The following is a 21113-nucleotide window of genomic DNA, read 5'->3' on the forward strand; positions in this document are numbered from 1 at the left end:
CATGGACGCGATGCTGTTGCTGGTTGGTCTGGGCGCGCTGTTCCTGGCCCTCGTGGTGGCCCTGACGGCGGTGACCGGCGGGAGCGGCCGGCGTGCGGTCACCCGCACGCTCCAGGCCGCCGACCAGGGCTACCGCCTCCTCCCGTCGGCCCCGCCAACTGCCGGCCAGCCGCACGGGGCGCTGGTCGACCAGGCCCGGTCGGTGGGCCGTCGGCTGACGCCCGGCGGTGCGTTCGAGGGCCTCGGCCGCCGGCTGGACCAGGCGGGCAATCCGTCCTGGCTGGGCATCGACGCGGTGCTCGCGTACAAGGGTGCGCTGCTCGTCGTCGGCGGCGCGGTCGGGCTGCTCCTGGCTGTGCTGGTCGCCGCTCCGCTCGCCGCGGTGGTCTGGGTCGTGGCCGGCGCCGCGGCCGGATTCTTCGCGCCGGACCTGCTCGTGCTGCACCTGGCGCAGGAACGGCAGCAGGAGATCCGCCGGACCCTGCCCGACATCATGGACACCCTGGTGGTGACGGTCGAGGCAGGTCTGGGATTCGAGGCGGCCCTGGCCCAGGTGGTCCGGAACGGTCGTGGACCGATGGTCGGCGAGCTCGCCCGGGTGCTGCACGAGATGCAGATCGGTCGGCGCCGGGTGGACGCGCTGCGCGAGATGGCAGCCCGCAGCAGCGTCAACGAGTTGAAGGCGTTCGCGTCGGCCGCCGTGCAGGCGACGACGCTGGGCATTCCGATGGCCAAGGTGCTGCGGCAGCAGGCCGCCGAGATGCGCCTGCGCCGGCGCCAGCGGGCCGAGGAGCTCGCCCAGAAGGTGCCGGTGAAGATCCTCTTTCCGATGGTCTTCTGTCTCTTCCCCGCACTGTTCGTCGTCGTGATCGGGCCGGGCGTGATCAGACTGCTGGACGCCTTCGGCAACTGAACTGCTGGCTAACCGGGGGCGTCGGGCCCGGTGGCGTCCGGGCCGATCTTGGCACGCGCCCGGGCGGCGTACGTCCTGACCGTGGACTCGCTGACCCGGAGGCGGCCGGCTATCTCGACCGGGCTCAGGCCGTCCAGGATCAACTCGTTGACCTCCCGTTCCCGCCGGCTCAGCCCGACCGGCCGGCCGCTGCGCAGGGCACCGGCGAGGGAGCGGGAGGAGAAGCTGGCCCGGCCCGCCAGGCTGTCCCGGATGGCGTCCGCGGCCGGACCCACCTCGGGCCTGCCGGGCAAAAAGGCGGAGACCCCCGCCGTCACCGCGCTCCTGAGCAGCCGGTCGGTGGTCCGCCCGAAGAGGACGACCCGCAGGTCAGGCCGGTCGGCGCGCAGCCGCCGCGCCAGATCGATCCCGCCGCCGTCGGACAGGCGGACGTCCACGGTGAGCAGGTCCGGCGCCAGGTTGTCGAAGACCCGTGCGGCCTCGGCGGCGGAGCTGCCGGCTCCGACCAGCTCCGTGCCCGGCAGGGTGGCGACGGCCCGGCTGACGAGCAGGTGCGTGGCGGGCCGTGCGTGGACGGCGAAGACCGCCGACACCGACATGCGACCCCCTCGCGGTGATCGGTGGCGAGCTCACCGTGCGGTGAGACCCGGTGGGAACGATGATTACCACGTCGAGGGTCGATGAATCGACATTCCTGCCGGAAATCCGGCACTTCCTGTGGAGCTGACCTGCAGCGAAGCCGATTTCCGACAGGTTGATGGCGGTACGGAGGGGGCAAACTGGAACCCGTGGGGGGCGAGGAGATCCTGGGGTACCGCTACCGGCTGGTCGACCAGATCGGCAGGGGTGGCATGGGCGTCGTCTGGCGGGCCTTCGACGAGGTCCTGGACCGGCAGGTGGCGGTGAAGGTGCTGTCCCCGCGGTACGCCGAGGACGTCGATTCCCGCCAGGGGGTGCTGGCCGAGGCGCGCGCGGCGGCACGGTTGACCCACCCGCACATCGCCGCCGTCTACGACTACGGCGAGTCGGTGACTGACGCGGGCAGCCGGGTGCCGTTCGTCGTCATGGAGCTGCTGCAGGGACGCTCGCTGCACCAGCGGCTCAAGCGCGGACCGGTTCCGGTCGAGTCGGCGTTGCGTGCCTGCGCGGAGATCGCGTCGGCGCTCGCCTCCGCGCACGCGCACGGCGTGGTGCACCGCGACGTGAAACCGGGCAACGTGATGCTGACGGCGGCCGGTGCCAAGGTGGTCGACTTCGGTCTGGCGGCGGTGGCTGGCCAACGCGACACGTCCGAGGAGGGGGAGCAGCTGCGCGGCACCCCGGAGTACGTGGCGCCGGAGCGGCTGTTCGGGAATGCCGTCGTCGCGGCCACCGACGTCTACTCGCTCGGGGTGATCCTCTACCGGCTGCTGGCCGGCCGGCTGCCGTGGACGGTGGACTCCAGCGCCGAGATGCTGGAGGCGCACGCCTTCGTCGCACCCGCGCCGCTGCCGCGGCTGCCCGGCGTGCCGCCGATCGTCCGTGATCTCGTGCACCGCTGCCTGGCCAAGGAGCCGGCGAAGCGCCCGGACAGCCGCGAGGTGGCGGTCACGCTGGCGTACGCGGCCGGCATCCAGGTGCCACTGGACCGCCCGGCCGAGGACGATCTCGACGACGTGGCCGCCGCGGAGCCCTCCTCGGGAGGCGGGGACAGCGGCAACCAGGTCGGGTCGGACCGGGGCCGGAGCACGGTGCGACCCGACCCGCTGGCCGCGCTGCCCGCCGCGCCCGGCTCCGCCGGCGACCCGTACGTGGCGCGGCTCGCCCAGCACCTCGACACCTCGCTCGACCACGTCGGCCTCCGCCAGCAGGCGAGCGTGCTGCTGCGCGGGACGGTCGGCTTCGACCTGGCGATCTGGACGGTGCTGGACCCGACCACGCTGATGTGGGCGTCCTGCGTGGTGGACGGCGGCCCGCACGACGAGCAGTTCGAGCACGAGCTGTTCGCCAACGAGTACGGCCAGGAGGACGTCCTCCGGATCGTCGACCTGGCGGAGGGCGCGCGGGTGGGCACTCTCTGCGCCAGCACCCAGAACGACCCGTCCGCCAGCTCGCGGTTCCGCAACATCCTCCGGCCCCGAGGGTTCGACGACGAGCTGCGTCTGGCCTGCTACGACGAAGAGGGGACCTGGGGGACCCTCCTGCTCTACCGGGCCGGTGGCCGCTTCACCGACGCGGACATCGCCCACCTGGCGCCCGCGAGCCGGCCGCTCGGGTCGGTGCTGCACCAGAGCCTCATCCGGGGAGACGCGCCCGGCGACGACCCGCCACACCCCGAGGCGCCCGCCCCGCCGACCAACGCCGCCGGCCCCCGCTGGCTGCGCGTCCCGAAGTCCCGCAAGGGGCGCGGCCGGGCGGACGTCCGGCCGGCAACGGTGGAGACGCTGCCGGGCCGGCCGCGGCGGCCGGTGGCGGGCTCGTTGACGATCTCGCATGACGGCCGGCTCTTCGACATGACCGAGGACGCCCGGCAGTTGCTGGACACTGCGGAGCTGGACAAGGTCGGTGCGGCCGTGACCAGGGGACGGGTGTCCGGCGTGATCGATCCGGCGGCCGTGCGCCACGACGGCCGCTGGCTGGCGTTCCACGCGGCGCAGCGGGAGACCGCGGTGGCGGTCACGGTGCAGCGCATCCGTCCGCACCAGGTGAGCGAGTTCGTCGCCCGGGCGCTCGGGCTGGAGCCCTGGCAGGGGCGACTGCTCGGGGCTGTCGCCCGGGGCCGCAACACCCGCCAGATCGCCCAGGACCTGGGCATGTCCGCGTACGCCGTGCAGGACGGCATGATGTCGCTGTTCACGGCGTTCGGGGTGTCCGGCCGGGTCGAGCTGGTGAAAGCGCTCTTCTTCGACCACTACGTGCCGCTGCACGCGGCGGACACCCGGGTCCCACGGTCGCCTGAGTCGCCGATCGGGTTCAGCGGCTCCAATCCTGCTTGGCCGCCCGGACCAGCTTGTCCTTGAGCTCTCGGGTATGCCGCCGGCTAACCGGCAGCTCGGTCGCGTCGATCACCACCACGTAGCCGGAGTTGACCAGGCGCAGCTCGGCGATCAGCTTCAACTGCACCAGGTACGACCGGTGGATCCGGACGAACCCGGCGTCCGCCCAGCGCTCGGCGAGCGTCGCCAGCGAGACCCGGACCAGGTGCGAGCCGTCCGCCGTGTGCAGCCGGGCGTAGTCGCCCTGCGCCTCCACCCAGCGCACCGCCGAGCGGGGCAGCATCCGGGTCGTCCCGCCCAGTTCGATCGGGATGGTCGGGTCCTCCTCCGCCCGGGCCAGGGCCGCCGGGTGCGAGGGGACCACCCGCGAGCCGATCACCCGGCGCAGCGACTCGGCCAGCCGCTCGGCGCGTACCGGCTTGCGCACGTAGTCGGTGGCGCCCAGGTCGAAGGCGTCCACCGCGCCGTCGTCGTACGCGGTGACGAAGACGATCGCTGGCGGCCGGGCGAAGCGGCGCAGCACCCGGGCCAGCTCCATGCCGTCCAGCCCGGGCATCCGGATGTCCAGGAAGACCACGTCCACGTCGGCGTCCCGGAGCACCCGCAGCGCCTCGGTCGCGTCGCCCGCCGTGCGCAGCCGGGCCACCCGGGGGTCGGCCCGCAGGTGGTACGCCAGCTCGTCCAGCGCTGGCGGCTCGTCGTCCACCGCCAGCACCCGCAGGAACCCGGGGGCGGTCACGATCACGACCCCGCCCGTACGCCGGGGTGGAACTTCGGCACCCGCAGGCTCACCTTCGTACCCGAGCCGGGGCCGGTCTCGACGACCAGGCCGAACCGGTCCCCGAAGACCGACCGGAGCCGCTCATCGACGTTGGAGAGGCCGACGTGCTGGCCCGGGTCGTCGCTCGGGTCGCTGCCGCCGCGGGCCAGCTCGGCGATCCCCGCGGTCAGCGTGGCCGGATCCATCCCCACTCCGTCGTCCTCCACCGTTATGTGGCATTCCGCGCCCGCGTCCCGGGCCTCGATGCTCACCATGCCGGTGCCGGGCTTGCGGGACAACCCGTGCCGGACCGCGTTCTCCACCAGCGGCTGGAGGCAGAGGAACGGCAGCGTCACCGGCAGCACCTCCGGGGCGATCTGCAGCCGCACCTGCAACCGGTCACCGAACCGGGCCCGCTCGATGGTCAGGTAGCGGTCGATCGAGCGCAGCTCCTCGGCGAGGGTGGTGAACTCGCCGTGCGCCCGGAACGAGTAGCGGGTGAACTCGGCGAACTCCAGGATCAGTTCCCGGGCCCGCTCCGGGTCGGTCCGGACGAAGGAGCCGATCGCGGTCAGCGCGTTGTAGATGAAGTGCGGGCTGATCTGGGCGCGCAGCGCGCGGATCTCGGCCCGGGCCAGCCGCTCCCGGGACGAGTCCAGCTCGGCCAGGGCGAGTTGGTTGCCGGCCCAGTGCGCGGTCTCCAGGGTGGCCTGCACCAGCCCGGGCGCCGGCGGCGCGTCGGCGACCGCGACCAGCGCACCGACCACCCGCCCGGCGGCGGAGAGCGGGGCGACCACCGCGCCGCGGACCGGGCAGTCCACCCGGTCGCAGTGCAGCTCCGCCTCGCCCAGCACCGTCGAGCGCCCGGCCTCCGCCGTCCGCCGGGCCGCCGCGAGCAGCTGGTCGCCGTGGTGCGCCCCGCGCCCGTCCAGGGCGAGCAGCTTTTCGGTGTCCGTCAGCGCCAGCCCGGCCGCGCCCACCAGGGCCCGCAGATGGCGTACGGCCTTCGCCGCGCCGGCCGGGTGCAGCCCGCCGCGCAGCGGGTCGGCGGCCAGGCCGGCGGTGTGCAGCACCTCGTAGGTGGCCCGCTGGGTGGCCGTGGCGATGCCCCGCCGGCCGCGCAGCCGCAGCACCGCCCAGAGCGCGGCGGCCAGCGCGGTGACCAGTGAGACGACGCCGACGACGGCGGAGAGGTTGCCATCCACGCAGCGATCCTGGCCGCTCGGGGCCGGATCGCCAAGCCCTAGTAGGCGCCCTTGCGGGCGAGCACCACCCCGACGGTCCGCCACAGGATGCTCAGGTCGTACGCCAGCGACCAGTTGTCGACGTAGTAGAGGTCCAGCCGGACCGACTCGTCCCAGGACAGGTCGGAGCGGCCGGAGACCTGCCACAGCCCGGTGATGCCCGGCCGGACCAGCAGCCGGCGCCGCACGTCGCCGAGGAAGTCGCCGTCGTCGGCGGGGAGCGGACGCGGCCCGACCAGCGACATCTCCCCCCAGAGCACGTTGATCAGCTGGGGCAGCTCGTCCAGCGAGGAGGCGCGCAGGAAGCGGCCCACCGCAAAGACCCGGGGGTCCTGCTTCATCTTGAACAGCATGCCGTCGGTCTCGTTCTGGTCGACCAGGCCGGCCAGCCGCTCCTCGGCGTCGACGTACATGGTCCGGAACTTCCAGACCCGGAAGGTGCGGCCCTCATGGCCCACCCGGGGCTGGCGGAAGAAGACCGGGCCCCGGTCGGAGAGCCGGATCGCGATCGCGATGGCCAGGAAGACCGGCGTCAGCAGCAGCAGGCCCAGGCCGGCGGCGACCCGGTCCATCAGGTTCTTGACCAGCAGCGCCGGACCCGACAGGGTCGGCTCCTCGACGTGCAGCAGCGGCAGGCCCTCGATCGGGCGGATGTGCACCCGGGGGCCGGCGATGTCGGTCAGCTGCGGGGCGACCACCAGGTCGACGCCGGAGCCCTCCAGCTGCCAGGCCAGCCGGCGCAGCTCGCCCGGCTCGGCGCTGGCCGAGCCGCAGACCGCGATGGTGTCCCCGCCGACCTCGCGGACCAGGGCGAGGACGTCCCGGCCGGCGTAGACCGGCACCGGGGTCTCGATGCCCCGGGCGGCGGCGTACCCGTCGGTGAGGTGGATGGCCACCGGCATCAGGCCGGCGCCGGGGTTGCGGGTGACCGCGGTGTAGACCTCCAGGCACTCCGGCAGGGTGCCGACGAGCACCATCCGGTGTCCGGCCTGACCGGCCCGGCTGCGCACCGCGTGCAGGACGAACCGGGCCAGGAACCGGACCAGCAGGATCAGCAGCAGGGCGCCGAGCAGGGCGAAGCCGACCGACCACCGGGACAGCAGGGTCCGCGTGGCGAAGGCGATGAAGGAGACCGTGGCGGCCACCGCCACCCCGGCCCGGATCACCCGCTTGAACTCGTCCGGCCCGAGGCCGAGGTACCGCCGGTCGTAGGACCCGTTGCCCCACAGGATGATCAACCAGCCGAGCGGGAGCAGCACGAACGCCACCGTGTGGAACCAGGACTCCTTGGCGTCCTGGAAGCCCGAGGCGGCCTGGTCGAAGGTCTGGACGGCGATCCAGCTGGCCAGTGCCGCCGCCCCGAAGTCGAGCAGCAGGAGCAGCGCGATGTAGGGCCGGTGCCAGCGGGAGACACGTCGGCGGGCACGGGCCCACGCCGACCGGGGTACGCCGTTGTGCGACGGCGGTGTCGGCGGCTGGATCTCGAAGCTGTCGACGTGCCGCACGAGTTTGCTCCGGCCTGTGTTGGTTACCGGGCGCTGGAGGCTTGTCGTCACCTCACCCATGTCCTCCCGCATGCCACGTGCCGCTCACTCGCCGTGAGGGGCCCGGGGTCGCCCACCGTTCCAGTCTCCCACGCTGCCACCGGGCCGGACGCTGACCCGAGGGACCTTGCGTCTGGTGCTGCCAGCGGGGGATCCGGCCGGCTCCACGTCAGTTTTCGAAGCCGGGGACCGAGCCACTATACCGAGGGATGACGGGTCGGGTAGAGGCGTGGACCGGGAGCTTCGACGCGCCCGGGGCGATTCCTCTCCGTAATCAGAACGTGTCGTCACTCACCGTACGAGGCGGGACAACCGTCGGTCAGCGAGGGGCTTGCCGCCGGTCTGACAGGTCGGGCAGTACTGCAGGCTGGAATCGGCGAAGGACACCTCGCGCACCGTGTCGCCGCAGACCGGACAGGGCAGCCCCTTCCGGGCGTGCACCTTCAGCCCGGAGCGCTTCTCGCCCTTCAGTTCCGCCGCCCGCTGGCCGAGGGAGCGGCGCACCGCGTCGCCGAGCACCGCGCGGGTCGCCGCGTGCAGCGTCGCCACCTGGTCGTCGGTGAGCCGGTCGCTGATCGCGAACGGGGAGAGCTTCGCCGCGTGCAGGATCTCGTCCGAGTACGCGTTGCCCACCCCGGCCAGCACCGCCTGGTCGGTCAGCACCCCCTTGACCTGGCCCCGGCGGCTGCGCAGCCGCTCGGCGAAGGTGGCCAGGTCGGCGCCGAGCGCGTCCGGTCCGAGCTTCGCCACCCCGGGCACCTGCGCCGGGTCGGTCACCAGGTAGGCGGCGAGCTTCTTCTGGGTGCCCGCCTCGGTCAGGTCGAAGCCCGAGCCGTCGTCGAGGCGTACCCGCAGGGCGATCGGGCCCTTGCCCGGCCGCAGCGGAGTGGTCGACGGGAACGCCTCCCGATAGTGCAGCCAGCCGGCGCGGGCCAGGTGGACCACCAGGTGCAGGCCGCCGTCGAAGGCCACGTCGAGGAACTTGCCGTGCCGCCGGGCGTCCACCACCGCCCGGGCGGACACCGCGGACGGCGCCGGGTCGTACGTCTTCAGGGCGCTGATCGCGGCGACCTCGAACCGGTCGACACGCCGCCCCACCGCGCGCTCACGCAGGTAACCCGCGAGCGCCTCCACCTCCGGTAGTTCGGGCACGTGCCAACGGTAGCCTTCTTTACCGTGAGAATCGTGGTGGCACACAACCGGTACCGGGAAGCCCAGCCGTCCGGCGAGAACACCATCGTCGACTCGGAGATCGCCCAGCTGACCGCCGCCGGCGTCGAGGTGCTGCCGTTCATCCGCAGCTCGGACGAGATCCCGAGCATGTCGAAGACGGCCAAGGCGCTGCTGCCGATCTCCCCGATCTGGGCGCCCCGGGCGCAGGAGGACCTGAGCCGGCTGCTCACCGCGCACCGGCCGGACGTGCTGCACCTGCACAACCCGTACCCCCTGCTCTCGCCCTGGGTGGTGCGGACCGCGCACCGGCACGGCGTGCCGGTGGTGCAGACCGTGCACAACTACCGGCAGGTCTGCTCCTCGGGGATCTACTTCCGGGACGGGATCATCTGCCAGGACTGCAAGGGCCGGGCGCTGGGCGTGCCGGCGATCGTGCACCGCTGCTACCGGAACTCGGCGGCGCAGAGCGCGCTGATGGCGGCCACCCTGGCCGTGCACCGGGGCACCTGGCGGTCCGTGGACCGGTTCATCGCGCTCACCTCGGCCATCGCCGACCACCTGCACGACTACGGCATCCCGGCGGACCGGATCGTGGTCAAGCCCAACTCGGTGCCGGACCCGGGCCGACCCGCGCCGCTCGGCGACGGGTTCCTCTTCCTGGCCAGGCTCACCCCGGAGAAGGGGGTGGGCCTGCTCCTGGAGGCGTGGCGCCGGCACCCGGTGGGGGCGCTGGGCCCGCTGCGCATCGCCGGCGACGGCGAACTGCGCCCGATGGTCGAGGCGGCCGCCGCCGAGCGGCCCGACGTGGTCTACCTGGGCCAGCTGGACCGGGCCGGGGTACGCGCCGCGATCGAGTCCAGCGCGGTGGTGCTCGCCGCCTCCACCTGGCACGACGTGCTCCCGACCGTGATCATCGAGGCGCTGGCCAGCGGCCGGCCGGTGCTCGGCACCGCGCTCGGCGGCATCCCGTACCTGGTGGGGGCGGACGCCCCCCGCGAGCCCGCCGGGACCGGTCCGGCCGCCGTCGCCTCCGCCGTCGCCGGGGACGGCGCGGCGCCGATGCCGGTCGGCGTGGTGGCGGGCGAGGCCGGCTGGGTGGTCCCGCCGGACCCTGCCGCGATGGCCGCCGCCCTGCCGGTGGCCCGGGCCGGCGCCCCCGCGCTCGCGGCGGCCGCCCGCGCCCGCTACGAGCGCACCTTCCACCCCGACGTGGTCATCAAGCAGCACCTCGACATCTACGCCGACCTCGCCCGCCGCTGACCGACCGGCTGGGGTGGGGGGTCAGCGGAGGGAGGCGCGGGCGGTGAAGGCGATGCTGGCCAGGAGGAAGCCGCCGTTGACGATGGTGAAGGCGACGATCACCCAGAAGGTGAGCGCAGGGGCGATCATCAGCACCAGCGCGGCCACGAAGATCACCGCGCCGTAGTCGCGGACCAGCTTGACCAGGCGTACCGGCAGCGAGGTCGAGGTGACCATGCTGGCGGCGTTCGGCCCGGACTGCATCACCGAGGTCACCAGGTTGACCATCCAGGTGCCGGCGAAGACCGCGACCAGCCAGGTCGGCGTCGACGGCCGCTGCGCCACGGCGGTCGCGGCCAGCGCGGCGACCAGCGCGATCTGGGAGGCCACGTCGCACAGCACGTCGATCCGGGCCCCCGCCGCGCTGCGCTGCCCGGTCACCCGGGCGAGCTGCCCGTCGGCGCAGTCCAGGGAGTACGCGACCTGCCAGCCGACCAGCGCGACCAGCCCCACCACCCAGGCCGGCACCTCCCCGGCGGCGACCCGGCCGGCGAGCGCCACCACGGTCACCGAGGCGGCCAGGCCGAGCACCAGGTTGGCGAGGGTCAGCGCGGTCGGGCGCAGCCCGAGACGCTGGGCGACCAGGGCGAAGACCGCGCCCAGCCACTGACTCACCGACTCGCTGAACAGACCCCCACCCCGGTTGACCCGGTGGAAGTCGGTGACGGTGGGGCGGTTCGGCTCAGCCAAGGTGGTCGCGGAGTGCACCGGCGTAGTCTGCCAGCCGCTCCCGCGTCTCGGTAGGCGACATCGCGAGGTGTTCGAGGATGGTGTACCGGTCCGGCCGGGTGCGGGGGGCGTACTGCACCGCCTCGATGAACTGCTCGTCGGTGAGGCCCAGGTCGGCCGGGGTGGTCGCCAGGCCGTGCCGGTGCAGGCAGCGGGCGAGCTGGCCGAACCGCTCCAGATCGCCTCGGAGGAAGGTGCAGAAGAGCGCGCCGAGCCCGACCTGTTCACCGTGGGAGCCGGTGCCGGGGTAGAGCCGGTCGATGGCGTGTGAGATCTCGTGGTCGCCGCCGCTGACCGGGCGGGTCGACCCGCATACCGAACTCGCGATCCCGCCCATGATCAGCGCCTCGGCCAGCGTGGTGAGGAAGGCGTCGTCGGTGATCTTCCCGGGGTGGTTGATGAGCGCCTCGGCGCCGGTGCGGGCGAGGGTCATCGCCAGCCCGTCGATCGGCTCCCCGCGTACCTCGTGGCCCAGTTCCCAGTCGGCGCAGGAGTTGAGGTTGCTGACCGCGTCGCCGATGCCGGCCTGGGTCTGTCGGTCCGGCCCGTGCTCCACGAAGTCGAGGTCGACCACGACCGCGATCGGAATGTGCACCCCGTAGGAGCCCTTGCCGCCTTCATGATCGAGAGAGGCGGTCGGCGAGGCGATGCCGTCGTTGGCGAGGCTGGTCGCCACGGTCACCATCGGGATGCCGTACCGGGTGGCGGCGTACTTGGCGGTGTCGATGGTCTTCCCGCCGCCGATGCCGACCACGGCGTCGTACGAGCGGGACCGGAGCCGGTCACCGAGCTCGTTCGCCGCGTCGATGGTGCCACCGGCGACCGTGAAGACGTCGGCCGCGCCGAGCGAAGGCCGGCACAACTCGACGATCTTCTCGCCCTGCCCGGGGCCGACCACCACGGCGACGTCCCCACCGGCGGAGATCCGCCGGTCGGCCAGGATCGCACCCAGGTCGGCCACGGCACCCCGCCGCACGTCGATGTGCAGCGGGGTCAGTACCGTCCGGGCTAGTAGCGGCATGCGATCTCCCGGGCCCGGGCCAGATCGGCGTGGTTGTCGACCTCGACCCAGGAGACGTCGCCGATCGGCGCCGCCCGCACCTCGCCGCCCCGGTCGGAGAACTCCTGGTAGCCGTCCTCGTAGTAGAGGTTCGGGTCCCGCCGCCAGGTCGCCTCCAGGGCGTCGGCGAGCGGTCCTGCCACCTGCGGCTCGATAAGCGTCGCGCCGATGTACTCCCCGTACGCCTCGAACGGGTCCATCAGCTTGGTGATCCGGGTCAGCTGGCCGGCGGCGTCGAAGGTGGTCTTCATCTCCTCCTCGGCCAGCGCCTTGATGTTGTCGATGGCCAGCAGGATGCCGGGGCCGCGCTCGGCCAGCAGGGTCTTCTCCACGCTCACCGGGTGCACGGTGTCGCCGTTGACCAGCAGCACACCCCGGGCGAAGTGCTCCCGGGCCAGCCAGAGCGAGTAGGCGTTGTTCCACTCCTCGGCCTTGTCGTTGTGCACCAGCGTGATCGTCACGCCGTACTTCTGCTCCAGGGCGGCCTGCCGCTGGACGACCGCCTCGGCCGCGTAGCCGACCACGATCACGACCTCGGTGAGCCCGACCTCGGCGAGGTTACGCAGCGCGATGTCGAGGATGGTCGTCTCACCGTCCACCGGCACCAGCGCCTTGGGCAGGGTGTCGGTGTACGGGCGCAGTCGGCGCCCCGCACCGGCGGCGAGCACCATCCCGATCATGCCGACGTCCTCCCACGAGCTACTCACGGTCACGTGGAGGATAACGCCACCTGTCGGTGGTGCTCCGGTCAACCGGTGTGGGACCGTGTTCAGCCAGGCAGCGCCGCGAGGTCGGCCAGCATGCCCAGCCGCTCGTCGGCGGTGAGCGCGGCGTACGGCCCGCCGGCCCGGCGGTCCGTCTCCAGCTCGATCGCCTGGCGCTCCGGCCCCGGCGGCAGCTCGGCCACGCTGGTCGCGGTGTGCCCGGCGGCGGTCCACGCGGCGGCGTGCGCGTCCGCCCGGTGGTAACGCAGCGTGCCGAGCCGGTTGAGCAGCAGCACGCCCGGCGGGGTGCCGTCCGGCTCGTACGGCGGGGCCATGGTGGCGAACGCTGGCCCGGGCTCGGTGCCGGGCTCGTCGGCGAGCAGCAGCGCGTACGCGAGCAGCCGCCCCAGCGCCTCGACCAGCCGGACCACCCGGTCGTCGTGCCCGGCCCAGAGTTCCTCGGTCACCTCGCCGTGCACCTGGTAGATCTCGGCCAGGAAGTCCGCGCCGCGTTCGGTGGCGGCGAAGCCGCCGTCCGGCCGGCGGCTGATCATCCCGTGCGCGACCTGCTTGTCCAGGGCCCGCTGGCAGGTGGCCGGGTCCCGGTACCGGGTGACCGCGGCGAAGCCCGGCCCGTCGACCGTCCCGCCGGGTGCGGCGAGCCGGGTGCGGAACTCGACCAGGAAGCCGGTGGCCGCCGGCCCGCCGTACCGTTGGCTCAGCTCGGCGCCACCGCCGTCCCGGCCGGCGAGCATGCCGGCGACGAAGGTCCGGTCGACTGCCGGGGCGACCAGCCCGGCGAGCCGGTGCGGCGCCAGCTCGACGCCGGAGTTCACAGACCGATCGACCGGAGCGTGGCGAACCCGTCCTCGACGATCCGCCGGAGCTGCCCGTCGTCGACGTCCCGGTTCTCGTCCAGCACGGCGAGGTCCCGCTCGGTCAGCCAGCGGAACTCGGTGTGCATGCCCACCTCCAGGCGGGGCCGGGTCAGGTCGCCGTCGACCCGGACCAGGAAGTCGGTCTCCACCCGGTCGAGGCCGTCGTCGCCGGTCCAGCGGAACTCGGCGAACTCGGCGAGCACGTGCGAGACCGTCCAGCCGGTCTCCTCGGTGACCTCGCGGCGCAGCGCGTCCTCGATCTCCTCGCCTGGTTCCAGATGACCGCCGACGATGTCCCAGACGTTGGGAAACAGTCGCCGCTCGGGGGACCGGCGTTGGACGAAGATGCGGCCGTCGTCGTCCACGATCAGCGCGCCGGCACAGCGGAGAGGCTCGGTGGGCACGGGTCGACAGTAGCGAGCCCGGGCCGACCGCGCCGATGACCGGTCTTGTCCGGATCTCCCTCCGGGGCCACCATGTTGGTACCGGTGCCGCCGTCCCACAGGGGTGATGCGTGATGCACGTTCGAGAAGCGATGTCCAATGAGGTACTTGTGGTCGGCCCGGAGCACACGCTCCGCCAGGCGGCCCGAATGATGTCGGCCCGCGGTGTCGGGTCGGCGGTCGTGGTCGACCCGGAGTCCGAGGGGATCGGGATCATGACCGAGCGCGACGTGCTCAACGCGATCGGAGCCGATCTGGACTGCGACGTCGAGCGGACCAGGGCGCACGTGAGTTGGGAGGTCGTCTACGCCGGTCCGGAGTGGACGGTGGAGGAGGCGGCCGTGGCGATGGCCCGGGGCGGCTTCCGGCACCTGGTGGTGCTGGACGGTGGGGAGGTGGCCGGGGTGATCTCGGTCCGTGACCTGATGCGGGTCTGGGCGCAGCAGGGGCTCGCGCTGCGCTGACCCGGGGGGCCGGGAACCGTCGCGCCCTCCCCCGACGGTTCCCGGCCGATCCGCGAAACCCCGTCCGTACCAGGCAAAACCAGAACCTGACTCGGATCCGCCGACCGATCCGCCGCCCGCATGTTGAACTTGGCGTGTATGCCGGTCGGATCGGCCGGGGCAGGCCCTAGGCTCGTGCGCATGACCGCCGAGCAGCTGATCTCGTTCGCCCGTGGAGCTCCCTCGCTGGACATCGTGGATGTCGAGGGGCTCAAGGCCGCCGCCGTCCGCGCCTTCGACGCCGATCCCGCCGGGATCACGGCGTACGGCACCGCCGTCGGCTACCCGCCGCTGCGGAAGTGGATCGCCGACAAGCACGGCGTCGAGCCGGACCAGGTGCTGATCACCAACGGTTCGCTCCAGGCGGACGCGTTCCTCTTCGACCACCTGGTGCGGCGGGGCGACGCAGTGGTGGTGGAGCGTCCGACGTACGACCGGACCCTGCTCAATCTCCAGCGGATGGGCGGCGAGATCCACGGCGTCTCCATCCAGCCGGACGGTCTGGACACCGCGGAGCTGCGCAAGCTGCTGGAGTCCGGGGTGCGTCCCCGGCTGGCGCACGTCATCCCGAACTACCAGAACCCGGCCGGGGTGACCCTCTCCCTGGAGAAGCGGCGTGAGCTGCTCGACCTGGCCACCGAGTACGAGTTCACCATCTTCGAGGACGACCCGTACGCCGACATCCGGTTCCGGGGCGATCCGCTGCCGTCGATGCTCTCGATGGACACCGGCAACGTGGTGGTGCACGCGTCGAGCTTCACCAAGACGGTCTGCCCCGGCGTCCGGGTCGGCTACCTGGTCGGGCCGGCGGACCTGATCGCCGACATCGCCAAGAAGGCGACCAGCCTCTACATCTCCCCGGGCATGGTCTCCCAGGCGATCGTGCACCAGTTCTGCGTCTCCGGGGACATCGCACGGTCGATCGAGACGGTGTCGATCGCCCTCGGCGAGCGGGCCGGGGTGCTCGCCGACTCGCTGCGCCGGCACCTGCCCGAGGCCCGGTTCGTGGAGCCGGACGGCGGCTACTTCCTCTGGGTCGAGTTCTCGGAGGACGTGCTGGTCGAGAAGCTCGCCCCGGCGGCCGCCGAGCGGGGCGTCGCGGTGGTCAAGGGCAGCGACTTCATGATCGACGGTGGCCGGCACGCGCTCCGGCTGGCCTTCTCCGCGGTGACCGCCGACCGGATCGACGAGGGTGTCCGGCGGCTCGCGGAGGCGGTGGCTGCCGTCCGCAGCTGATTTCTGTCGGGTTTCCGACAATTCTGCGATGCCGGCCGGCTCGGGGCTCCCCCTCGGGCCGGCCGGCGGCCCACAATGCTGCGAGCGTCGCTCACGCCCCGACCGGCGGGCCGACCACGAGGTCGCCACCGCGCCGGTCCGCCGGGCCGCGACCTTCCACAGCACCACCCCCGCCCCCAACGGCGCCGGGCGGGCCGTGTCGCCCCCTCACCCCCCTGACGCGGTACGGCCCGCCCGGTGCCCCCACGGCCGTTCCCCGGGATCACCCGGGGAACGGCCGTCGAGCCCACCCGTCGAACGGTGCCGCCCCGGGCCGGTGCGCGCGACGTGCCTCGGAGCCCCGGACGGCCGTCGGCCTCCCGCCGTCCCGCCCGGGTCCGCTCCTCGGCCGCCCGCGCCGCCGCCGCCATCCGGCCGACTGTGGCGACGATCACCCTCGGACCGGGTCCGCCGGACCGCCACCGCGGCGGCCGCGCCTCGCGGGCGGGCCGACATCTCGGTGGCGGCGTAGCCTGCAAGCCGCAGCAGCGTGGGGAGGGGGATGCCATGACGGACCGAGCGGAGCGGTCGCCGGTGCCGAACGCCGGGCGGGCCCTGCGGCCCCGCGCCTGGGCGGCCCCGGTCCGCGCGATGTCCCGCATCCTCAACGCCGACGGCTCCCCGGGTACGCCCGCGGCGACCGACCCGGGGCGCAGCGGCGTCGTGGACTGCGGTCTCTACGTCGACGGGGAGCGCCAGCCCGGCGAGTGGCACTACGCCGACGCGCTGGAGGCCGCCCGCCAGGAGCGCGACGCGTTCGTCTGGATCGGGCTGCACGAGCCGGAGCAGGCCGAAATGTCCGCCATCGCCGAGACGTACGGCCTGCACGAGCTGGCGGTCGAGGACGCGGTCAAGGCCGAGCAGCGCCCCAAGCTGGAGCGGTTCGGCGAGGTCGTCTTCCTGGTGCTGCGGACCGCCCGGTACTGCGAGCACACGGAGCTGACCGAGAACTCCGAGGTGGTCGAGACCGGCCAGGTGATGCTCTTCATCGGGCCGAACTTCCTGATCAGCGTCCGGCACGGCGATGCCTGCCGGCTCGCCCCGGTACGGGCGGACCTGGAGGCCAAGCGCGAGCTGCTGGTGCACGGTCCGTGGGCGGTGGCGTACGCGATCACCGACCGGGTGGTGGACCTCTACCTCGAGGTGGCCGACCAGCTGGAGGACGACCTGGACGTGCTGGAGGCGGACGTCTTCGACCGGCAGGGCAGCGGTCGGATCCAGCGGATCTACCAGATGAAGCGCGAGCTGGTGGAGTTCAAGCGCGCGGTCACTCCGCTGCAGCGGCCGCTGCTCACCGTCACCTCGCAGGTCAACCGGGACGTGCCGAAGGAGATCCGGCGCTACTTCCGGGACGTGCAGGACCACCTCAGCCGCACCGTCGAGCAGGTCAACTCCTACGACGACCTGCTCAACTCGATCCTCCAGGCACGGCTGGCCCAGGTCACCGTCGACCAGAACAACGACATGCGCAAGATCGCCGCGTGGGCCGCGATCGGCGCGGTGTGGACCGCGATCGCCGGCATCTACGGCATGAACTTCGAGAACATGCCCGAGCTGGGGTGGACGTACGGCTATTCGGGCGTATGGGCCCTGATGCTGGTGTCGTCGTTCACGCTCTACCGCCTGTTCCGCCGCAACGGTTGGCTGTAGCGGCGGATCAACCGGCGGCGAGCAGCTCGGAGACGGTGACGAAGTCGAAGCCCTGGGCGCGCAGTCCCTTGATCATCACGGCCAGGCCACGGACGGCGATCAGCCGGTCGGCGGGCCCGGTGTCGTGGGCGAGCAGGATCGTCCCCGGGGTGCACGAGCCGACGACGTAGTCGACCAGGCCGGCCGGGTCGTGGGTGTACTGCGACTCGAGCATCTGCCGGTTCCAGAGCACCACCTGGTAGCCCAGGTCGTTCGCGGCGAGCAGGGTACTGCCGCCGAGGTGCCCGTACGGCGGGCGGAGCAGGGTGGGCTCCCGGCCGCAGAGTCGGGTCAGCTCGTCGTGCGCCCGGCTGATCGCCGCGCGGCTCTCCTCGTACGTCATCCGGGCCAGGTCCCGGTGCGCCCAGGTGTGGTTGCCGACCTCGTGCCCGGCGAGCCGGTCGGCGACCAGGTGGCCGTGCCGGCGGGCGTTCCGCCCGACCATGAAGAAGGTGGCCCGGGCGCCCGCCTCGGCCAGGATCGACAGGATCTGAGGGGTCCAGTTCGGCGCGGGCCCGTCGTCGAAGGTGAGGGCGATCAGCCGCCGGGTGGTGTTCACTCCCCACACCACCTCCACCCGGGAGGCGCGGGGCGGGGTGCACCGGTCGGCGTGCACGGTGGACGCGTACCCGCCGTAGAACGGCAGCTTGCTGTCGGCGGTCGCCTCGTCGTACCCGATCTCGCCGGTCAGTGTCGCGCCCGCGCCGCCCAGCGCGGCGACGGCGCCGGCCAGGATCGTCCGCCGGGACACCGCGCCGGTGCGCGGCGGCCGGCGGACCGGCTCCGGATCCGGCGCGGGTGCCGGGGGGCCGGGGTCGGTCGTGGGCGTCGGCATGCCCTGCACTGTAGGAGCCGGGTGCTCGCCGGACGATCCGATGACGACGGTCACCCGCCCAGGTACGCCGGCGGCGCGGGAGATCACTCCCGCGCCGCCGGCGATGGCCCGGATGTCAGCGGCGGGACTTCGCCGCGTTCTTGCCGAGCGCCTTGCTCAGGTCGTCCGCCGGGCGACCGGTGACGTCCGTGGCGCCCTCGGCGACCGAGGGGACCCTGTCGTCCTCGTGGATCACCGGCTGGCTGCCCGGAGTGGTGGTGGAGGCGCTGGCGCCACCGGCCACCGTCGAGCTGCCCGCGCCGGTCGGGCCGCCGGCCGTGCCGGCCCCGCTGGACGTCGTCGAGGCCTCGGTGACCTTGCCGCCGTTCGTCGACGGGGTCTGCACCACCAGGGTGTCGACCTCGTCGCTCACCGGCGCGACGCCGCGGGTCGGGTCGTACTCGGCCCACTCCTGCTGTTCGCGGCGACGACGCATGGCCATCGCGCCGGCCACGCCGGCGACCGCGCCGGCGGCCAGCAGGCCGGTCATCATGCCGCCCGACGACTTCCGCTTCTTCTTGGCGGCCTTGAGGTTCTTCGCCTTGACCTTCCTGCTCACCGCGGACTGCTTCGCGGCGGCGGCCTTCCGGCCGGCCACCGCCTTGCCCGCCGCCTCGGCCCGCGCGTTGCGCACGGCCAGGGCCAGCGGCGCGAGGGCCGCGACGGTCGATGCGAAACCGCTCGACGCCCGGCCCCGCACGATCACGGCGGTCGGCGCGACGGCACCCCGGGCTGCCTGGACCCGCGGGCCGACAGTGGCGCCGGCACCCTTCGCCGCGTACGTGGCGGCCTGGCGCAGGTGGCCGATGCCCTGGTTGAGTTCGGCCTTCGCGAGCTGCCCCTGGGTCTTGCGCCGCCCGATTCCAAACACGGTCCCACCTCCTGGGAGTTGTTCCTTCGTCATCCTCCATCTTCGGATGCCTCCGCACTGCCAGATCGGGCACATGGGAGGATCCGCATGGAACTGACCAACGAGTGAGGAGTACCCGTGGCCGAGGCTGTCTACGCCACCTTGCACACCAACGCTGGCCCGATCCGGTTGGAGCTCTTCCCCAACCACGCTCCGAAGACGGTCCGTAACTTCGTCGACCTGGCCGACGGCAACCGCGAATACACCGACCCGCGGACGGGTCAGCCGGGCAGCGGGCCGTACTACGACGGCACCATCTCGCACCGGGTGATCAGCGGCTTCATGGTCCAGATGGGCGACCCGACCGGCACCGGCCGGGGGGGCCCGGGTTACAAGTTCGCCGACGAGTTCCACCCGGAGCTGCGCTTCGACCGGCCGTACCTGCTGGCGATGGCGAACGCCGGGCCGGGCACCAACGGCTCGCAGTTCTTCATCACCGTCTCGCCGACGCCGCACCTGAACAACCGGCACACCATCTTCGGCCAGGTGGCCGACGAGGACTCGGTGAAGGTCGTCGACGCGATCGCGAACACCCCGACCGGCCCGAGCGACCGGCCGCTGCAGGACGTGGTGATCGAGCGGGTCGAGATCGAGCGCACGGCCTGATTGCCTCCGCGAGGTACCTTTGCACGCATGACTGAACGCCCCGGGCCGACCGGCGACGCCACCGGTGGGCCGGTGCCGACCACTCCGGTCTGCTACCGCCACCCGGACCGGGAGACGTACGTCCGGTGCACCCGCTGCGACCGGCCGATCTGCCCGGCCTGCATGCGGGACGCCTCCGTCGGCCACCAGTGCCCGGAGTGCGTGAACGAGGGACGCCGCAGCGTGCGGCCGGCGCGTACCGCCTTCGGTGGCGGTGCCGCCGGCCGCCGCGGTCTGGTCACCCGCACCCTGATCGCGCTGAACGTGCTGGCCATGGTGCTGTCGATCGCCAGCGACCGGGGCGGCGACTCGATGGCCGGCGGCGCCGGCCTCGGTGGCCTGCTCGGCGGCGGTACCCCGCTGACCCATTGGGGCGCGGTGCTGGCCCAGTGGCCGCCGCAGTTCCCGGTCGAGGGCGTGGCCGCCGGCGAGTGGTACCGGCTGGTCACCGCGATGTTCCTGCACTACGGCCTGGTGCACCTGCTGCTGAACATGTGGGCGCTCTGGGTGCTGGGCCGGGACCTGGAGGCCCTGCTCGGGCCGCTGCGGTTCCTCGCCCTCTACCTGGTCGCCGGCCTCGGTGGCAACGTCGCGGCCTACCTGTTCAGCAACCCGAACGCGGCCTCGGCCGGCGCCTCGACGGCCATCTTCGGGCTCTTCGCCGCCGTGTTCGTGCTGATGCGCCGGCTGGGCCGGGACACCTCGGCGATCGTGCCGATCCTGGTGATCAACCTGATCTTCACGTTCACCGTGCCGGGCATCTCCATCCCGGGGCACATCGGCGGCCTGGTCACTGGCGCGGCGATGGGCTGGGTGCTGGCGTACGCGCCGCGGATGAAGCGGTCCGTGTTCCAGGCCGCCGGCACCGGGATCATCCTGGTCGCGCTGCTCGGCCTGGTGCTGGTCCGCACCGCCGCACTGACCGGCTGAGCCTTCGCTCAGCGCGGGTCGGCTCGGCGCGGCCGGCGGTGGCTCAGCCCGACGGGCGGGCCGCCCGGAGCGCCTCGGCCACCTCGGCGGGCGGGGCGTCCAGGTCGTACCGGCCGAAGAGGTGCAGCGACTCCCCGGCGTCGATCTCCAGCGTCTCGGCGGAGAGCCCGAGCCGGGTACGCCGGTCCACGGTGATCGCCTCCACCGCCGGCCAGGGCAGCCGCCGCCGGCCGGCGAAGCCGTGGATGACGGTGACGCCCTCCGGGTCGACGGCGAGGCGTACCGGGGCGAGCAGGTCCCGCAGCGCCCACCCGACCAGCGCCACGCCGGCCGTCACGGCCAGCACCAGCCGGACCCGGTCGCCGTCGGAGAGCAGGAGTCCCAGCAGGACCAGCACGGCCGCGCCGGCCAGCTTCGCCGCCGGCAGGGCCGCCGGCACCCGCCACTGGTGGGCCGGGGACGATGGTGGATGCACGGGTCCAGCATGCCAGCCGGACGTCCCCGGTTCCCGGGGGAGGACGACGGCCCGCCGAGGACGTAGGATCGACGCAGCCAGGTTACCGGG

At 73.1% G+C, this 21113-nt stretch carries 21 protein-coding genes; 8 read left to right on the forward strand and 13 right to left on the reverse strand.

The window, feature by feature from the left end; translation table 11 throughout:
• The first annotated feature begins 1 nt into the window (after position 1).
• Positions 2–913, forward strand: coding sequence for a type II secretion system F family protein (locus ACLQ2U_RS10405; RefSeq protein WP_425750361.1), 912 nt, complete (start codon positions 2–4; stop codon positions 911–913).
• A gap of 8 nt (positions 914–921) precedes the next feature.
• Here the strand turns inward: ACLQ2U_RS10405 and ACLQ2U_RS10410 are convergent, their stop codons facing one another.
• Positions 922–1512 carry a LuxR C-terminal-related transcriptional regulator gene (locus tag ACLQ2U_RS10410; RefSeq protein ID WP_425750362.1) on the reverse strand — a complete coding sequence of 197 codons (591 nt, stop codon included), beginning with the start codon at positions 1510–1512 and terminating at the stop codon, positions 922–924.
• A 189-nt stretch (positions 1513–1701) separates the two neighbouring features.
• On the opposite strand from ACLQ2U_RS10410, the gene ACLQ2U_RS10415 reads away from it, so the two are divergent.
• A complete protein-coding gene (locus tag ACLQ2U_RS10415) occupies positions 1702–3912 on the forward strand; it encodes a protein kinase domain-containing protein (RefSeq protein ID WP_425750363.1) in 2211 nt (736 codons plus the stop codon).
• Here the strand turns inward: ACLQ2U_RS10415 and ACLQ2U_RS10420 are convergent.
• The 4 genes from ACLQ2U_RS10420 to ACLQ2U_RS10435 all read right to left on the reverse strand — a co-directional run bounded on the left by ACLQ2U_RS10420 (position 3866) and on the right by ACLQ2U_RS10435 (position 8588).
• On the reverse strand, positions 3866–4633 hold the full coding sequence (locus tag ACLQ2U_RS10420) for a LytR/AlgR family response regulator transcription factor (protein WP_425750364.1): 768 nt from the start codon (positions 4631–4633) through the stop codon (positions 3866–3868). The two genes, ACLQ2U_RS10415 and ACLQ2U_RS10420, sit on opposite strands and share 47 nt — an antisense overlap.
• The gene (locus ACLQ2U_RS10425) at positions 4630–5853 is read right to left on the reverse strand and encodes a sensor histidine kinase (protein ID WP_425750365.1); all 1224 of its coding nucleotides are present in this window, start codon (positions 5851–5853) and stop codon (positions 4630–4632) included. The genes ACLQ2U_RS10420 and ACLQ2U_RS10425 overlap by 4 nt, the downstream gene beginning before the upstream one ends.
• 38 nt (positions 5854–5891) lie before the next feature.
• On the reverse strand, positions 5892–7457 hold the full coding sequence (locus ACLQ2U_RS10430) for a sugar transferase (protein ID WP_425750515.1): 1566 nt from the start codon (positions 7455–7457) through the stop codon (positions 5892–5894).
• A gap of 270 nt (positions 7458–7727) precedes the next feature.
• Positions 7728–8588 (reverse strand): Fpg/Nei family DNA glycosylase, encoded by an 861-nt coding sequence (locus ACLQ2U_RS10435; protein WP_425750366.1) that lies wholly within the window; start codon positions 8586–8588, stop codon positions 7728–7730.
• A 24-nt stretch (positions 8589–8612) separates the two neighbouring features.
• Here ACLQ2U_RS10435 and ACLQ2U_RS10440 point away from each other — a divergent pair, with 24 nt between their 5' ends.
• Positions 8613–9869: a glycosyltransferase family 4 protein gene (locus ACLQ2U_RS10440; protein ID WP_425750367.1), complete on the forward strand. Its 1257-nt coding sequence runs from the start codon at positions 8613–8615 to the stop codon at positions 9867–9869.
• 21 nt (positions 9870–9890) lie between these two features.
• On the opposite strand, the gene ACLQ2U_RS10445 is transcribed toward ACLQ2U_RS10440, so the two are convergent.
• From ACLQ2U_RS10445 to ACLQ2U_RS10465, 5 genes are all read right to left on the reverse strand, one after another.
• A complete protein-coding gene (locus ACLQ2U_RS10445; protein WP_425750368.1) occupies positions 9891–10616 on the reverse strand; it encodes a CDP-alcohol phosphatidyltransferase family protein in 726 nt (241 codons plus the stop codon).
• On the reverse strand, positions 10591–11658 hold the full coding sequence (locus ACLQ2U_RS10450; RefSeq protein WP_425750369.1) for an iron-containing alcohol dehydrogenase family protein: 1068 nt from the start codon (positions 11656–11658) through the stop codon (positions 10591–10593). The genes ACLQ2U_RS10445 and ACLQ2U_RS10450 overlap by 26 nt, the downstream gene beginning before the upstream one ends.
• Positions 11646–12377 (reverse strand): sugar phosphate nucleotidyltransferase, encoded by a 732-nt coding sequence (locus ACLQ2U_RS10455; RefSeq protein ID WP_425750516.1) that lies wholly within the window; start codon positions 12375–12377, stop codon positions 11646–11648. The genes ACLQ2U_RS10450 and ACLQ2U_RS10455 overlap by 13 nt, the downstream gene beginning before the upstream one ends.
• Before the next feature lie 89 nt (positions 12378–12466).
• Positions 12467–13237, reverse strand: a complete 771-nt coding sequence (locus ACLQ2U_RS10460; RefSeq protein ID WP_425750370.1) for a hypothetical protein — start codon at positions 13235–13237, stop codon at positions 12467–12469.
• On the reverse strand, positions 13234–13683 hold the full coding sequence (locus tag ACLQ2U_RS10465) for an NUDIX domain-containing protein (protein WP_425750371.1): 450 nt from the start codon (positions 13681–13683) through the stop codon (positions 13234–13236). Before ACLQ2U_RS10465 ends, ACLQ2U_RS10460 begins: the two co-directional genes overlap by 4 nt.
• Before the next feature lie 113 nt (positions 13684–13796).
• Here ACLQ2U_RS10465 and ACLQ2U_RS10470 point away from each other — a divergent pair, with 113 nt between their 5' ends.
• From ACLQ2U_RS10470 to corA, 3 genes are all read left to right on the forward strand, one after another.
• Positions 13797–14186: a cyclic nucleotide-binding/CBS domain-containing protein gene (locus tag ACLQ2U_RS10470; protein WP_425750372.1), complete on the forward strand. Its 390-nt coding sequence runs from the start codon at positions 13797–13799 to the stop codon at positions 14184–14186.
• 180 nt (positions 14187–14366) lie between these two features.
• Complete coding sequence (locus ACLQ2U_RS10475; RefSeq protein ID WP_425750373.1) at positions 14367–15461, forward strand: PLP-dependent aminotransferase family protein; 1095 nt, start codon at positions 14367–14369, stop codon at positions 15459–15461.
• A gap of 546 nt (positions 15462–16007) precedes the next feature.
• Positions 16008–17150, forward strand: a complete 1143-nt coding sequence (gene corA / locus ACLQ2U_RS10480; RefSeq protein ID WP_425750374.1) for a magnesium/cobalt transporter CorA — start codon at positions 16008–16010, stop codon at positions 17148–17150.
• 7 nt (positions 17151–17157) lie between these two features.
• Here corA and ACLQ2U_RS10485 read toward each other — a convergent pair whose 3' ends face one another.
• On the reverse strand, positions 17158–18024 hold the full coding sequence (locus ACLQ2U_RS10485) for a polysaccharide deacetylase family protein (protein WP_425750375.1): 867 nt from the start codon (positions 18022–18024) through the stop codon (positions 17158–17160).
• 115 nt (positions 18025–18139) lie between these two features.
• Positions 18140–18967 (reverse strand): hypothetical protein, encoded by an 828-nt coding sequence (locus tag ACLQ2U_RS10490; protein WP_425750376.1) that lies wholly within the window; start codon positions 18965–18967, stop codon positions 18140–18142.
• Positions 18968–19051: 84 nt separating this feature from the next.
• On the opposite strand from ACLQ2U_RS10490, the gene ACLQ2U_RS10495 reads away from it, so the two are divergent.
• Together ACLQ2U_RS10495 and ACLQ2U_RS10500 are read left to right on the forward strand one after the other, a co-directional pair.
• Positions 19052–19579 carry a peptidylprolyl isomerase gene (locus ACLQ2U_RS10495; protein ID WP_425750377.1) on the forward strand — a complete coding sequence of 176 codons (528 nt, stop codon included), beginning with the start codon at positions 19052–19054 and terminating at the stop codon, positions 19577–19579.
• Positions 19580–19606: 27 nt separating this feature from the next.
• Positions 19607–20548 carry a rhomboid family intramembrane serine protease gene (locus tag ACLQ2U_RS10500; RefSeq protein ID WP_425750378.1) on the forward strand — a complete coding sequence of 314 codons (942 nt, stop codon included), beginning with the start codon at positions 19607–19609 and terminating at the stop codon, positions 20546–20548.
• A 43-nt stretch (positions 20549–20591) separates the two neighbouring features.
• On the opposite strand, the gene ACLQ2U_RS10505 is transcribed toward ACLQ2U_RS10500, so the two are convergent.
• Entirely contained in the window at positions 20592–21023 is a 432-nt protein-coding gene (locus ACLQ2U_RS10505) for a PH domain-containing protein (RefSeq protein ID WP_425750379.1), read from the reverse strand.
• Between the last annotated feature and the right edge of the window lie 90 nt (positions 21024–21113).

The sequence above is a fragment of the Micromonospora sp. DT47 genome (assembly GCF_049844475.1).
GTDB lineage: Bacteria > Actinomycetota > Actinomycetes > Mycobacteriales > Micromonosporaceae > Micromonospora.

What these genes read in the sequence shown, in the direction of transcription:
- ACLQ2U_RS10405 (WP_425750361.1), top strand. Translation starts at nt 2, where the DNA reads ATGGACGCGATGCTGTTGCTGGTTGGTCTGGGCGCGCTGTTCCTGGCC.
- ACLQ2U_RS10410 (WP_425750362.1), bottom strand. Translation starts at nt 1,512, where the DNA reads ATGTCGGTGTCGGCGGTCTTCGCCGTCCACGCACGGCCCGCCACGCAC.
- ACLQ2U_RS10430 (WP_425750515.1), bottom strand. Translation starts at nt 7,457, where the DNA reads ATGGGTGAGGTGACGACAAGCCTCCAGCGCCCGGTAACCAACACAGGC.
- ACLQ2U_RS10450 (WP_425750369.1), bottom strand. Translation starts at nt 11,658, where the DNA reads ATGCCGCTACTAGCCCGGACGGTACTGACCCCGCTGCACATCGACGTG.
- ACLQ2U_RS10455 (WP_425750516.1), bottom strand. Translation starts at nt 12,377, where the DNA reads ATGATCGGGATGGTGCTCGCCGCCGGTGCGGGGCGCCGACTGCGCCCG.
- ACLQ2U_RS10470 (WP_425750372.1), top strand. Translation starts at nt 13,797, where the DNA reads ATGCACGTTCGAGAAGCGATGTCCAATGAGGTACTTGTGGTCGGCCCG.
- ACLQ2U_RS10475 (WP_425750373.1), top strand. Translation starts at nt 14,367, where the DNA reads ATGACCGCCGAGCAGCTGATCTCGTTCGCCCGTGGAGCTCCCTCGCTG.
- corA (WP_425750374.1), top strand. Translation starts at nt 16,008, where the DNA reads ATGACGGACCGAGCGGAGCGGTCGCCGGTGCCGAACGCCGGGCGGGCC.
- ACLQ2U_RS10485 (WP_425750375.1), bottom strand. Translation starts at nt 18,024, where the DNA reads ATGCCGACGCCCACGACCGACCCCGGCCCCCCGGCACCCGCGCCGGAT.
- ACLQ2U_RS10490 (WP_425750376.1), bottom strand. Translation starts at nt 18,967, where the DNA reads ATGACGAAGGAACAACTCCCAGGAGGTGGGACCGTGTTTGGAATCGGG.
- ACLQ2U_RS10500 (WP_425750378.1), top strand. Translation starts at nt 19,607, where the DNA reads ATGACTGAACGCCCCGGGCCGACCGGCGACGCCACCGGTGGGCCGGTG.